At 71.2% G+C, this 13,940-nt stretch carries 12 protein-coding genes; 8 read left to right on the top strand and 4 right to left on the bottom strand.

The window, feature by feature from the left end:
- The first annotated feature begins 16 nt into the window (after positions 1-16).
- Entirely contained in the window at positions 17-871 is an 855-nt protein-coding gene (locus ABIA35_RS24760) for an exodeoxyribonuclease III (RefSeq protein ID WP_370342972.1), read from the top strand.
- Here the strand turns inward: ABIA35_RS24760 and ABIA35_RS24755 are convergent.
- Entirely contained in the window at positions 868-2,484 is a 1,617-nt protein-coding gene (locus ABIA35_RS24755; protein ID WP_370342971.1) for an FAD-dependent monooxygenase, read from the bottom strand. The genes ABIA35_RS24760 and ABIA35_RS24755 overlap by 4 nt on opposite strands.
- A gap of 84 nt (positions 2,485-2,568) precedes the next feature.
- Between ABIA35_RS24755 and ABIA35_RS24750 the strand changes: the two genes are divergently transcribed.
- Positions 2,569-3,549 (top strand): Lrp/AsnC family transcriptional regulator, encoded by a 981-nt coding sequence (locus tag ABIA35_RS24750; RefSeq protein WP_370342970.1) that lies wholly within the window; start codon positions 2,569-2,571, stop codon positions 3,547-3,549.
- 52 nt (positions 3,550-3,601) lie between these two features.
- Here ABIA35_RS24750 and ABIA35_RS24745 read toward each other — a convergent pair whose 3' ends face one another.
- Positions 3,602-4,951, bottom strand: a complete 1,350-nt coding sequence (locus ABIA35_RS24745) for a TIM44-like domain-containing protein (protein ID WP_370342968.1) — start codon at positions 4,949-4,951, stop codon at positions 3,602-3,604.
- Between the two features lie 289 nt (positions 4,952-5,240).
- On the opposite strand from ABIA35_RS24745, the gene ABIA35_RS24740 reads away from it, so the two are divergent.
- The 5 genes from ABIA35_RS24740 to ABIA35_RS24720 all read left to right on the top strand — a co-directional run bounded on the left by ABIA35_RS24740 (position 5,241) and on the right by ABIA35_RS24720 (position 11,032).
- Positions 5,241-6,188, top strand: coding sequence for a DUF4349 domain-containing protein (locus tag ABIA35_RS24740; RefSeq protein WP_370342967.1), 948 nt, complete (start codon positions 5,241-5,243; stop codon positions 6,186-6,188).
- A gap of 43 nt (positions 6,189-6,231) precedes the next feature.
- Positions 6,232-7,194 (top strand): purine nucleoside permease, encoded by a 963-nt coding sequence (locus ABIA35_RS24735; protein WP_370342966.1) that lies wholly within the window; start codon positions 6,232-6,234, stop codon positions 7,192-7,194.
- 90 nt (positions 7,195-7,284) lie between these two features.
- Entirely contained in the window at positions 7,285-8,376 is a 1,092-nt protein-coding gene (locus ABIA35_RS24730; protein WP_370342964.1) for a hypothetical protein, read from the top strand.
- 149 nt (positions 8,377-8,525) lie between these two features.
- A complete protein-coding gene (locus tag ABIA35_RS24725; RefSeq protein ID WP_370342963.1) occupies positions 8,526-9,977 on the top strand; it encodes a hemolysin family protein in 1,452 nt (483 codons plus the stop codon).
- On the top strand, positions 9,974-11,032 hold the full coding sequence (locus ABIA35_RS24720; protein ID WP_370342962.1) for a hemolysin family protein: 1,059 nt from the start codon (positions 9,974-9,976) through the stop codon (positions 11,030-11,032). Before ABIA35_RS24725 ends, ABIA35_RS24720 begins: the two co-directional genes overlap by 4 nt.
- Before the next feature lie 69 nt (positions 11,033-11,101).
- Here the strand turns inward: ABIA35_RS24720 and ABIA35_RS24715 are convergent, their stop codons facing one another.
- Positions 11,102-11,683, bottom strand: coding sequence for a YsnF/AvaK domain-containing protein (locus ABIA35_RS24715; protein WP_370342961.1), 582 nt, complete (start codon positions 11,681-11,683; stop codon positions 11,102-11,104).
- A 307-nt stretch (positions 11,684-11,990) separates the two neighbouring features.
- Here ABIA35_RS24715 and ABIA35_RS24710 point away from each other — a divergent pair, with 307 nt between their 5' ends.
- A complete protein-coding gene (locus tag ABIA35_RS24710) occupies positions 11,991-13,451 on the top strand; it encodes a DUF4082 domain-containing protein (RefSeq protein WP_370342960.1) in 1,461 nt (486 codons plus the stop codon).
- A 97-nt stretch (positions 13,452-13,548) separates the two neighbouring features.
- On the opposite strand, the gene ABIA35_RS24705 is transcribed toward ABIA35_RS24710, so the two are convergent.
- Positions 13,549-13,770 (bottom strand): EF-hand domain-containing protein, encoded by a 222-nt coding sequence (locus ABIA35_RS24705; RefSeq protein ID WP_370342959.1) that lies wholly within the window; start codon positions 13,768-13,770, stop codon positions 13,549-13,551.
- Positions 13,771-13,940 lie beyond the last annotated feature (170 nt).

The following is a 13,940-nucleotide window of genomic DNA, read 5'->3' as shown; positions in this document are numbered from 1 at the left end:
CGTTACGCTGGTGCGCGTGCTGACCGTCTCCACCGTCAACGTCAACGGCATCCGCGCCGCCGCCGCCAAGGGCTTCACCGAGTGGCTGAACACCACCCCGGCCGATGTCGTGTGCCTCCAGGAGGTGCGAGCCGAGCCCGACCAGTTCCCGGCCCACCTGCGCGCCCCCGAGGGCTGGCACACGGTCGTCGCCCCGGCCGCCACCAAGGGCCGCGCCGGCGTCGCCCTGTTCAGCCGCATCGCCCCCACCGCCACCCGCATCGGCTTCGGCGCGCCCGAGTTCGACGCCTCCGGCCGCTACGCCGAGATGCACCTGCCGACCCTGACCGTCGCGAGCCTCTACCTCCCGGCCGGCGAAGTGGGCACCGAACGCCAGGCCGAGAAGGAACGCTTCATGGAAGCCTTCCACGCCCACCTGACCACCCTCACCACCGAGGCGGCCGCCACCGGCCGAGCGGTCCTGGTCTGCGGCGACTGGAACATCGCCCACCAGGAAGCCGACATCAAGAACTGGAAGGCCAACCAGAAGAACTCCGGCTTCCTCCCCGAGGAACGCCAGTGGCTCACCAGCGTGCTCACCAACGCCGGCTACGCCGACGTGGTCCGCAACCTGCACCCCGGCGTCGAGGGCCCGTACTCCTGGTGGAGCTTCCGCGGCAAGGCCTTCGACAACGACAGCGGCTGGCGCATCGACTACCAGATGGCCTCGGCGAACCTCGCGGAGGTCGCCGCCTCGGCGGTCGTGGAGCGGGCGGCCACGTATGCGGAGCGGTGGTCGGATCACGCTCCGGTGACGTGCGTGTACGACTGGGACATGGCGGCGATCCCGGCCCAGCGCAAGCCGGTCGAGCAGGCCGTGGCTCTCGGTTAGAGCTCGGCGTCGCGCGCCAGCGCCTGCTGGAGCGCGGTCTCCAGATCCGCGGCGGGTACGGCGGTGAGGTGTGTAGCGCGCCAGCTCACCACGCCGTCGGGGCGGACGAGCAACGCTCCGTCCTCGCCGATGCCGCACTCGGGCCCGACGCTCGACGGCGGGATGTCGGGGATATCCAGGAGGGCTCCGCAGGGGTCGAGGCTGCGGGCTGCCTCGGCCCAGATCTGGCCTTGCGGGCCGGTCAGGAGGGCGTGGCGACCATCGCGGACCAGGTCGAGGCTTGAGGTGTCGGCGAGCGGGAGGTGCGGCAGGCGGGTGCCGGGTTCGCCGTGCCAGTGGTCGGGTTCGGCGGCGAGTGGCAAGACGCTGTCGGTCTCGGTGTCGGCGGTCCCGGGGTACCGATAGCCAAGCGCCACAGCCGCCTCGCTGAGCACTGGCACTGGCACCGCCTGCCTGCTCTCGCCAGCCTGACCACGCTCGCCAGCCAAGCGCGCTACAGCCTGCCCGACCGTCAATTGCGCGATCGGGCGGCGTTCGGCCTCGTACCGGTCGAGCAGCCGTGCCCCGGCGTCGCCACGCAGCACGGATACCAGCTTGGCGGCGAGGTTCCAGGCGTCCTGGATGCCGGTGTTCGCGCCGAATCCGCCGACCGGCGGGCAGACGTGGGCGGCGTCGCCGAGGAGGAACGCGCGGTCGGCGCGGAAGGTGTCGGCGACCCAGCCGGCCATCTGCCAGGGGCGCGCGCCGGTGATGCGGAAGTCGGAGGCGGGCAGGCCCAGGGCCGCCGCGACGACGGCCTGGCAGCGCTCTGGTGTGAACTCGGTGTCCGGGTCCGTGGTCGCCGGGTCGTAGGTGACGGACACCGCTCCCGCGTCCTGGTCCGTGGTCCACGACAGGAAGGGGCGGCCGGGCTGGTCGGCGAAGGCCAGCGCCAGCGGGCGGCCGTCGAGCAGCGGGCGCAGATCCGCCGCGAAGCTCATCTCCATGCAGGAGGCAAGGGCCTGGTCCCCGCTTCGTGCTATCCCCAGTGCCTCCCGGACCGAGCTGGCGCTCCCGTCGGCGGCCAGCAGGTAGTCGGCCTCTATCGCGTAGCGGACGCCGCGTTCGTCCAGCACCTCAGCCGCGACCCGCTGCGCCGTCTGCTCCCAGCCGATCAAGCGATGCCCGAAGCGCAGGTCCGCACCCGCGGCGGAGGCCCGCGTCCGCAGCACGCGCTCGGCGTCCCCCTGCTTGACCATCGCGCCCTGACACGGCGACACGGCGCTGTAGTCGTCGGCGGCGGGCAGGCGCCAGCGCCGGATCTCGGCGCCGGCCAGCGATTCGACGACGGCTGCGTACTCGCTGCGCGGGCGGCTGTGTTCGATCGCGTAGATGTCCTGGGCCGCCCCGACCGCCCGGTACGCCTCCATGGTGCGGGGATAGAAGAGCTTGGCGCGCAGCCGGGGCGAGATGCCGACGTGCTGCTCCAGCAGGATCGGCGTGATGCCGCGGGAGGCGAGGAACAGCGCGGCGGAGACGCCCACGATGCTGCCGCCGACGATCAGGACCGACGTGTGGTCCGTGGTGTGGCCGGTGGTGCGGTCAGTGGAGTGGTCAGTGGTGTTCTCGTTCATGCCCCGATCGTCGGCCGGGAAGGTCCGGTGTCTCCATCCAGCGCAGGTATGGTGGGCGAATCCGGCACTGCGAGGAATTCAGCGATGAATACCACCGACTTCGACCCGATCGACGAGCAGATCCTGCACGCGCTCCACATCGACGGCCGCGTGCCCTATTCGCGGGTCGCCGAAGCCATCGGCGTGTCGGAGCAGACCGTCGCGCGCCGCTACATCCGTCTGCGCTCGTCGAACGCGTTGCGCGTATGGGGTCTGGTGGACCGAGGCAAGCTCGGGCACGTGGAGTGGCTGGTCCGCATCCGCTGCACCCCCGACTCGGCGGAAGCGATCGCCCAAGCCCTGGCCCGGCGCAGCGACACCTCGTGGATCAGCCGGACGTCAGGCGGCACCGAACTGGTCTGCACGACCGCCGCGGCCACCCCCGGCGAGAGCCTGCTGCTGCGCGAGTTGCCGAAGACGGCGCGCGTCCTGGACGTCACGGCCCACTGCCTGCTCCACATCTTCTCCGGACGCCCCGCCGGGATCGCCGCCAAGCTCACCGCGCTCACACCGGAGCAGATCGCGCTTGTGCGGCCTGCGGATGCGGAGAACCGCGCCTCAGAAAAGGATCTCGACGACCTCGACCGCCGCCTGATCGGCCTCCTGCGTGACGACGGCCGCGCCACCACCGCCTGGCTGGCCGCGCAGACCGGCGCCTCCCGCTCGACGGTGCAGCGCCGGATCGCCGATCTGCGCGCCGGCGGCGTGCTCTACTTCCACGTCGACGTCCGCTGGCCGATGCTGGGCCTCAGTGTTCGCACGCTGCTGTGGCTCACGGTCGAGCCCGCGCGGATGGAAGCGGCCGGCCTGGCGCTCGCCGCACATCCCGAGGTCGCGTTCGTCGCCGCCACCAGCGGGGCGGCCAATCTGCACGCCTCGCTGGTGACCCGCGACATCCCGGCGCTGTACACGTACCTCAGCACGCGGATCGCCACCCTGCGCGGGGTGCACAGCGTCGACAGCTCGCCGGTGCTGGAGACCTACAAAGGTGCCGCGGGTCTCCATGGCCCGGCTTCAGATTTCTGACATACGAGCAGTGCCCCGTTATCTGTCTTACGAGCGGTGCACCGTTTCTGACCTACGAGCGGTGCCCCGCGATGTGCGACCCGGGCAGCGAGGTGTCGGCCGCGACGACCGTCCAGCCCTTCGCCGTCGGACCGTCGAGGCGCAGGTCGAAGGAGAAGGTGAACGGCCGCCGCTTGTGCGCGTCGCCGAGCAGCACCTCTTCGGTCCGGCGGTCGACCTCGTAGTAGAAGCCCTCCGCCTCGACCACGATGCGCACCACGATCGGCTCGCGCGAGAGCAGCGAGCGCACCTCGACCCGCCCGACGGCGGCGTCGCGCATGACCGTGCGGTTCAGGGTGCGCACCGGGGTGAAGTCGAGGCTGCCGTCGTTCATGGCCCATTCCTCGAGGAACTGCTCGACCGCGACCTCCAGGACCGCCTTGTCGAACCGGCCGTCCAGGACGCTCAGGTCGCCGGCCGCGGCGTCGGCGTCGGTGCTCCAGGAGATGCCGGTGAGCGAGAGGATCTCGGCGCCGGCCCCCGGGACCGAGACGTTCTGGGCCACCTCGAGCACGGCGTCGCGGGCGACCGCCTTCTGGTCCCAGGCGTCGGTCTCGATGGCGTCGGTCAGGTGGTGCGCGCCCTCGGCGGCCTGCTCGATGGAGGCCACGATCCAGGCGCCGGAGGCGTCCTTGCGCAGCGTCCAGTACTCGACCGGGCGGGTCGAGTTGTCCTTGCGCGTCGCCTGCCCGCCGTAGGCGCGCTGCACGCGGTCGTCGAGCGTCGCGGTGATCCGGAAGGTGACGGTGTCGTTGGTCTCCCCGGCCCGGTTGGCGATGTTGACCAGCTCGATCGTCGGCCCCGAGACGATCCGCACGATGTTGACCTCGCCGCGCGACTCGTAGTCGCGCAGCTCCTCGTCCCACTTCACGTACAGCACCGGGGACAGGATCTGCCTCAACACGACGCGGTCGCGGTCGGTCCAGGCCCGCTGCGCGGTCGTGTACAGCCAGACGGTGCGCTGCTTGAGCGCGTCCAGGGCGAAGGTCGGATCGCTCTGGGCCAGGTTCTCGATCCGCGCCTCGAGCTGGGTGTTGCGCTGCTGGGCCGCGGCGTCGGAACGGTGCGCCGCCCTGTCCGACCCGGTGTTCAGACCGCTCTTGGAACCGCCCTTGCGGGACCGGAACACGAGCCACAGCAGCACGATGATCACCAGGAGCACCAGGATCGCGACGGATCCGCCGCCCCCGCCGACCGCCACGATCCCGCCGCCGTGGAAGCCGCCGCCCCCGCCGCTGTGACCGCCGCCGCCCCCACCGCCGCCGAACCCGTGGCCGCCGCCCCCACCGCGGGCTTGCGCCACTGCCGGACTGCCCAGCGCGACGACTGCCGCGACCACGAGAATCCGCCGCCCGATACGCACTTGAGTCCCCCTTGAGAAATCAGAAACGCCTTAAAACAAGGTACGGCAAGACGGCCTGGTGCCAAGGACCCGAGCCGTTCCGGAACGCCGCTACCTGCACGTACAGCGGCCGCCGGGCAGCCCCGGCGTCGCTGCCAGTGCCGTACCGATGCCGGCTTGTGACCGAACCGTGAGCGCGGGAACGGGAACCGCCGACCGCGGCCCGCCGTCCCAGTGCCGTGCAACTCGGTCACAGGCCGTCCACCGGTGGACGGCCGGGCGGAGCCGGGGCCTTTGGAGGGCCGGACGGATGAGACAGGGTGCTCGGGTGGGGCGGATCGTGGCGGTGGTGGCCGCGGTCCTGGCGGTCGGACTCAGTGCCGGCTGCGGAAGCAGCAAAGAGAACAGTTCGTCGGCGTCCAACGCAGCGGCGGCGCCGATGGGTGCAAGCGGCGGAAGCGGCGGGCCCGCGATGTCCGGGGACGTGGCGCCGAGCCCGGGGGCGCCCGCGTCGGGGCAGGGACAGAGCGCGCTGGCCAAGGCGCCGGTGGCCGGGCGCAGCCTGGTCTACACGGCCACGCTGACGGTCCGCACGAAGGACGTCGCGTCCGCCACCGCGAACGCCGAGTCGCTGGCGACGGTCAACGGCGGCTTCGTCGGCGACGAGAAGTCCCAGTCCGGGACCGTGCCGGACGTGCAGGGGGTGACGCAGTCCACGGTGACGCTGCGCGTGCCGTCGGCGGCCTTCGACAAGGTGATCGGTCAACTGGGCACCGGCGGCACCGTGCAGGACGAGACCCGCTCCGCCTCGGACGTCACCTCGCAGGTCGTGGACACCAGCAGCCGGATCACCGCGCAGCAGGCGGCCATCAGCCGGATCACGGACCTGATGAAGAACGCGGCCAACATGGCCGACGTGGTCACGCTCGAAGGCGAGCTGTCGCGGCGCGAGGCGGACCTGGAGTCGATGCAGGCGCAGCTGGCCACGCTGAACGACCAGGTGTCGCTGTCGACGATCACCGTCACGTTCCTGGTGCCGGAGGCGCCGGCGCCGACGCCGGCGGTCAAGCACCGGAACGCGCTGCAGCGCGGCCTGCACGACGGATGGCAGGCGTTCACCGCGACCCTCAAGGTCCTGCTCGTGGTCGTCGGCACGCTGCTGCCGTTCGCGGTGCTGGTGATCGTGCTGTGGTGGCCGGTGAAGCGGTTGGCACGGCTGGCCGCTCGGGTGCGTGCGCGGCTGGCTCAGCCTCGATAATCGCTTCCCTGACCAGTCAGGCGAGACGGAAGCGAGACGTGCGATGGTCCGGCAGGTGCGGGTGCTGGTGGTGACGATGTTCGACACCGAGCCGGAGGACGGGCACGGCGAGGCGTTCCGGTGGCGGGAGCGCGAGGGCCTGGACACCGCCGTGGCCGTCCCCGGGCTCGGCCCGGAGTTCCCGCTGGTGCACGGCCGCGCCGACGGGCTGTGGCTGCTGACCACCGGGATGGGCGAGGCCAACGCCGCGGCCTCGGTCGCGGCGCTGGCGCTGTCCGGGCTGTTCGACCTCTCACAGGCGTACGTGCTCGTCGCGGGCATCGCCGGGATCGACCCGGCGGTGGGCACGGTCGGGTCGGTGGTCTGCGCCGACTTCGCGGTGCACGGCGGCTACGCCCATGAGCTGGACGCCAGGGAGATGCCCGCGAGCTGGCCGCACGGGTTCGTGGCGCTGGGGGCGAGCGCGCCGGGCAAGCCCCCGGAGCTGCGGGTGCCCGGCGAGGTGTACGAGCTGGACGCCCCCCTGCGGCAGGCCGCCGCCGCCCTCGGCGCGGGCGTGGCGCTGGCCGACGACCCGGCGGTCGCCGCGCTGCGCGCCGGCTATCCCGGCGCCGGAGGTCAGGGCCCTGAGGTGCTGTGCGGGTCGTCGCTGACACAGAGCGTGTTCTGGTCCGGCGACCTGCTCGGCGCGCGGGCCCGGAGCTGGGTGCGCGACTACACCGACCGCCGGGGCCGGTACGCGGTGACGCAGATGGAGGACAACGCGATCCTGCTGGCGCTCGACCGGGCGGCGCAGGCCGGGCTGGCCGACTTCGCGCGTGTGGCGGTGCTGCGCGCCGGGGCGAACTTCGACCGGCCGGCGCCCGGCCAGGCCGCCGAGTCGGCGTTCACGCAGGACGTCGGCTGGTCGCTGGCCGCCGAGAACGTCTGGCGGGTGGGATCGCGGCTCGCCAATGAGATCACCGGGGATTGGGAGTCCTGGGAGCACGGCGTGCCCGCCTTCTGAGCGTAACCCAGGCCCGTATTACCTCCACGAGGTCGAAACCGTGTCAGACCGACTGACACGCCTCAGCCTTTCCACGAAAGGGTGTATTCGATGACTCGTGCACATCTGTGGCCGATCCGCACCACCCGCGCCCGGGCGCTGAACGCCGCCGCCACGGCCGCGCTCCTGGCTGTCGGCCCGGCGTCCGTGGCGCCGGCGCACGCCGCGACGGCTCCCCGGTACAAGCTGACGATCGTCGGCGGCGCGGGAACGGAACTGTTCGGGATCACCAAGACCGGAGACGTCTTCGGCATCTCCATCGAGAAGGGCGCGATCACCCAGGAGGGCTTCCTGCTGCCCGCCGGCGCCACGAAGATGGTGTTCCTCGGCTCGCCGGGAGACGCGGCGAACACCGACTCCGCAGCCAACCCCGAGGCGATCAACGACCACGACGCGATCGTCGGCTCGGCCACGTCGTTCTCCAGCGGGGTCAAGGCGGCGGTCGAGTGGGCCGGCAGCTCCGCCCCGATCGATGTCGGCGCGGCCGTCGGGCTCCAGAACCTGGTCGCCACCCCCGCGCTGACCTCGATCAACGACAACGGGCTGATCACCGGGTTCGGCTCCTTCCACGGCGACGTCGGCTTCACCATCAGCGGCAGCACGGTCACCCGGCTCCCGGCGCTGCCGAACGGCGGCGTGGACGTCGAGCCGATCGCCGTCAACGACGCGGGCCTGATCGTCGGGCAGGCCGACACCAGGACGTCCGTCTTCCAGGCCGCCGCGTGGCAGAACGGCACCGTCCGGACGCTCGGCCAGCTGCCCGGGAGCCTCACCTCCGAGGCGCTGGCGGTCAACGCGGGCGGCCAGGCCGTCGGGGCCGACGTCCTGGCGGCCGACACCGACGCGCACGCCGTGCTGTTCGCCAACGGCACCGTGACCGATCTGCACGTCCCCGGCACCGGGGGCGGCGACGCCGCGGCCGACGCGATCAACGACGGCGGCGTCATCGTCGGCCAGGACGGCGACGGCCACGCCTTCGTCTACCAGAACGGCCAGGCCGCCGATCTGAACACCCTGATCCCCGCCGGCTCCGGCTTCACCCTGGACACCGCCGACGGGATCAACGACGGCGGCGTGATCGTGGGGGCCGCGACCAACGCCTCCGGGCAGTCATTCGGCTACGAACTCACCCCGGCCGGCTGAGGGCGGGCCGAGGGGCGCCGCCCGCGACGTGCCACGCGCCGGGCCGGGGTGCGCGATATGGTCCTGATCATGCGCCTCGACGACGATGCCGACGCCGGCGACCATCCCCGCACCGCGATCCGCCGCCGCCGCGCGGCGCCCGGCTCAGTATGCTGACTCTCCTCGGCCTGCTGGCGATCGCGGTGCTCACCGCGGCCACCGGCTACTTCGTGGCGCAGGAGTTCGCCTTCATCGCGGCGGACCGGGGACGGCTGCGGCAGCTCGCCGAGAAGGGCGACGCCGCGGCCGAGCGGGCCTACGAGGTCACCGGGCAGGTGTCGTTCATGCTCTCCGGGGCCCAGCTCGGGATCACGGTGACCGCGCTGCTGGTCGGCTACGTCGCCGAGCCGCTGCTCGGCTCCGGGCTGGCCGACCTGCTGGGGTTCACCGGGTGGTCGCACGGCGCGCGGCTGTCGCTGGCGGTCGTGGTGGCGCTGGCGGTGGCCACCGTGGTGCAGATGGTGATCGGCGAGCTCCTGCCCAAGAACCTGGCCATCGCCAGGCCGCTGGACACCGCCAAGGGACTCGCCGGCTCCACCCTGCTCTACCTGAAGGTCGCAGGTCCCGTCGTGCGGCTGTTCGACGGCGCCGCCGCCCGGCTCGTCCGCGCGGCCGGCATCGAGCCGGTCGAGGAACTGCCGCAGGGGGCCAGCGAGGAGGACCTGCAGCACATCATCGACGAGTCCCACACCCAGGGCCTGCTGGACACCGAGCTGTCGCGGCTGCTGGACCGCGCGCTGGACTTCCGAGGGCTGACCGCCGGGCAGGCCATGACGCCGCGGGTGGACGTGCACACCCTGTCCGCCGACGCGCCGGTGTCCCGGGCCGTGGAGCTGCTGGTCACCGGCAACTCCCGGTTCCCGGTGACCGGCCAGAGCCTGGACGACCTGCTCGGCGTGGTCGGACTGACCGAGGTCCTGGCGGTCCCGGCCGCGGAGCGGGCCACCACGGCGGTCCGGCGGGTCTGCTCGCCGGTACCGATGGTGCCCGAACACCTCCCGCTGCCCGAACTGCTGGAACGCCTGCGCTCCGAGCACCGGCAGCTGGCCTGCGTCATCGACGAGTTCGGCGGCTTCGCCGGGGTGGTGACCCTGGAGGACGTCACCGAGGAACTGGTCGGCGAGATCTGGGACGAGGACGACATCAACGACGCCGTGATCCAGCAGCGCCCCGACGGCGTCTGGATGGTCCCGGCCCGGATGCGCATCGACGAGGTCGCCGACACCACCGGGATCCCCCTGCCGGCCGGCGAGCACTACACGACGATGTCGGGACTGGTCCTGCACCGCCTCGGCCGGACCGCACGGATCGGCGACGAGGTGGAGCTGACGGTGCGGGCGCCGTACACCGAGGACGGGCCGAGCATGCTGTCGGTGCTGATCCACATCGCCGCGGTCGCGCGGCAGGTGCCGGCGACCGTGCTGATCACGGCGCGGGCGGTGGAAGGTTCTCAGGGTGCTCAGGACTCGCAGGGCTCTAAGGGCGCCCAGGACCCTCAGGACCCTCAGGACTCGCAGGGCTCTCAGGGCTCTCAGGGTCCCGAAGGCGAGGAGGCCCCGTGAACAGTGCCTGGGCCCTGGTCATCTCCGCCTTCCTGCTCGCCGGCAACGCCTTCTTCGTCGCCGCCGAGTTCGCCCTGGTCACCAGCAAGCGGCACCGGCTGGAGGCGGCGGCCGCCGAGGGCAGCCGCGCGGCCCGCGTCGCGGTGGCCGGCACCCGCGAGCTGTCGCTGATGCTGGCCGGCACCCAGCTGGGCATCACGTTGTGCACCCTCGGCCTGGGCGCCCTGGCCGAACCCGCGGTCGCGCACCTGCTGGACCCGGTGTTCAAGGCGACCGGCCTGCCCGAGGACGTGGCGTACGGCATCGCGTTCGCCGGCAGCCTGATGCTGGTGGTGTTCCTGCACATGGTCGTCGGCGAGATGGCCCCGAAGTCCTGGTCGATCACCCACCCGGAACGCTCCGCAGCCCTGGTCGCACTGCCCTTCCGCGCCTTCACCCAACTGGTCCGCTGGCCCCTGGTCGCCCTGAACGCGATGACGAACGGCCTGCTGCGCCTGCTGAAGGTGGAACCGCAGAGCGAACTGGCCGAGGCCCACACCCCCGAGGATCTGCGCATGCTGGTCCGGCAATCCGCTGAACACGGCCTGATCCCCCCGGTGCAGCAAAGGCTGCTGGCGCGAGTACTGCACCTGCAGAACACCCTGCTGTCCGAGGTGATGATCCCCTGGGCGGACACCGTCACCGTCGCCCACGACGCCACCGCGAGCACCGTGGAGGACCGCAGCCGCGCCACCGGCCACTCCCGCTTCCCCGTCACCGGCCCCGACGACCACCCCATCGGCCTGGTCCACGTCCGCGAAGCCGTCCGCGCGACCACCGACGGCCGCGACCCGGACGTCGGCGAACTCGCCGGCGACGCACTGACGCTGCGCGCGGACCAGACCGGAGCCGACGCGGTCACGGAGATGCGCCGCAACCGCTCCCAGCTGGCGCTGGTGGCCGATGGGGATGGCGAGGGCGGTGGCGAGGGCGGCGGGATCGTGGGGATCGTCGCGTTGGAGGACTTGCTGGAGGAGCTCATCGGGGAGTTCCAGGATGAGACGGACCAGTCTTGAGCTAGTCCAGCCTTGACCTAGCCCAGCCTTGAGCTCGCCCGGACCACAGATCCGCGCGCAGGGCTCGCATCAGCGAACCCTGCTGCGCCGTTCCTCAGCTCCTTTACTTAGCGCTTTGCCTCCTTGTCGGTCGGCGTCGGTGATCGGTTCGCGCTCGACACGGACCTCCTCATGCCGGACCGGGACGGTCTGTTCCTGCTGCTCGGTGACCACGTACTTGCGCAGGCGCGCGTGGCCTGCCTGCTGGCGTTCGGTGGTGACGTGCATCCGCTCCTCGGAGCGGATCATGGCTTCGCCGTCAGTTCGGGCTCGGGCGTCGGCCGCTGCCTTGCTGGTGTTGGGCGCGGTACCTGTGCCTGTGGTGGTGCCGGAGGTCTTGCCGGCCGCGGCACCCATGGCAGCGCCACCGGCCATACCGGCAGCCCCAGCGGCACCGTCGCCGTCGGCGCGCCCCATCTTCCCGTCCCTGCCGACCTGCGCCTGCTGCCAGGCGGCATCCCAGTCGATGCCGTGGCCGCCCGCGTCGACGTCGACGTTGGGCGCGTTCTTCACCATGTCCTTGGCGTAGGGCACCTCGAGGCGGTCGTCGACCATCGAGGCCTCGCGGATCGACACGAAGGACTCGCTGGTGCCGAACAGGCCGGTCTTCACGCTGTCCCATTCCGGCCCTGGCTGTCCCAGACCGCGCGGTCGATCACGGTACGTACTTGTTCGGAGGTGATCATGTGCTGCTCCTCTCCGGCATCCGGTATATCCGAAGGTTGCGAAATCAACCAGATGCGGACCGCGCCGACCGCGGCCGGCGCCGGCTCGCCGAGGAATACCCCAGACCGCCTCAGACCGCCCTCGCAGCAGACAACATCAGAACTCTTACATACCGCCCCGCCATCCCCTACTGTGCTCGCATGTCCGGCCCCGCAAGGCGCCGGTTCCGGGCGCGTCCTCCAGGGGGTCTGTGATGGCTGCATCCACATCGCGCCGGGGCTTGGGCTCGCGCTTGCGCGCCCGCGCCGGCGTCGCCGCCCTCGCGGCCGCGCTGGCCGTCGGCGGGCAGGTCGGCGCCGGCGCACCGGCGCGGGCGGACCAGTGTCCTTGTTCGGTTTTCCCTTCGTCCTCCACGCCTGGAACCGCTGATTCGGGTGATCCGTACAGCGTGGTGGTCGGAGTGAAGGTGACTCCGTCGGACAACGGGCGGATCGACGGGGTGCGGTTCTACAAGGCGAGCACCAACGGCGGGGTGCATACCGGGTCGCTGTGGACTTCTGATGGGAAGCTGCTGGCCACCGGCACCTTCGTGAATGAGACCGCCAGTGGGTGGCAGACGCTGATGTTCGCCGATCCGGTGCCGGTCAGGGAGGGCGCCACGTATGTTGCGTCGTACTACGCGCCCGGCGGTCATTACTCCTATGACGTCGGCTACTTCCTCAACGGGCCTGCGGGGCAGGCGCCGATCACGGCTCCGGCGGACGGGGCGAGTGGCGGGAACGGCGTCTACACGTATGACGGCGCCTCGGCTTTCCCCAACCTGAGCCACAACGACGCCAACTACTGGGTGGACGTGGTCTACGACAACGCCGGCGTGCCCACCTCGGCGCCGACGGTAAAGAGCACGACGCCTGCCGGCGGCGCGAGCGGCGTCACCGCCACGGCGTCGGTCAACGCGACGTTCTCGGCGCCGGTGGATCCGAGCACTATGCGGTTCAGCCTCACCGATGCTTCCGGCGCCCAGGTGCCTGGCGCTGTGAGCTATAACGCGGATGGCACGGCGGCGACGTTCACGCCGGGAACGCAGTTGCCGTCGCGCACAGTGTTCACCGCTTCGGTTCAAGCGTCGGATGCGTGGGGCAACGCTATGGACGATCCGGCTACGTGGAAGTTCACCACCGACAGTACGGCGCCGGCTTATACGTGCCCTTGTTCGCTGTTCGATAGCGGCTCTGGCTCCGGCTCCGGTACGACACCGGAGGTCCCGGACTCGAACGATCCCAACTCCGTGGAGCTGGGGATGCGCTTCACACCGGCGGTCAACGGAACGGTGACCGGGATCCGGTTCTACAAGGGCGCTACGAACACCGGGGTCCACACCGGAACGCTGTGGAACAGCAGCACCGAGACCAGCTTGGCGACCGGCACGTTCAGCAACGAGACCGCCGACGGGTGGCAGACCATGACGTTCAGCACGCCGGTGGCTGTAACCGCCGGGGTCGTGTACGTGGCGTCGTATCACGCGCCGGCTGGGAAGTACGCCTACACGACCGGGTACTTCAGCTACCCGCGCCAGAGCTACCCGCTGACCGCGCTGGCCAGTACGAGCAGCCAGGGGAACGGGACGTACGGGTACGGGAGTTCGCCGACGTTCCCGGGCGATTCGGGCGACGGGACCAACTATTGGGTGGATGTGGTTTTCACCGCATCGTGATGCCCGAAACTCCGGCGGCGTGCCCGCGCGACGCCTGAAGCGCCGCGCGGGCACGCCGCCGGTTTACGTACTAAAGCGAGCCGTTCGAGGTGGTGCCTCAGCCCGCCATCAAGGCCCGGAACTCGTCCAGGCTGATCGTGCCGTCGTGGTCGGTGTCGCCGGTGCCGATGCGCTCGGCGGCGTCCTCGACGGTGACGTCCTCGCCGAGTTCGGCCAGGGCCGCCTTCAGCTCCTCGGCGGTGATCCGGCCGTCGCCGTCCAGGTCGAAGGTCTGGAAGAGCTTTTCCACGTCTTCGGGCGCCTTGCCGTGCTGTCCCATTGCCCCGCCTCCATGATCGTTTACCAGGGTCGATGTCCGGACACGATATCGCGACAGGTCGGTGGCTTCGGTGAACAGGTCGCTTGCGGGACGGTGGCGCGGGGGTGTCCGCTACCCTCGAGCGGTGACCATGACCGGATGATGGCCATCACAACGAGGTCGGCGAGTAC

It is taken from the genome of Catenulispora sp. MAP12-49, assembly GCF_041262705.1.
Classification (GTDB): domain Bacteria; phylum Actinomycetota; class Actinomycetes; order Streptomycetales; family Catenulisporaceae; genus Catenulispora.
Note: the sequence above shows the minus strand (reverse complement) of the source record. Positions and strands in the feature narration are given on the sequence as shown.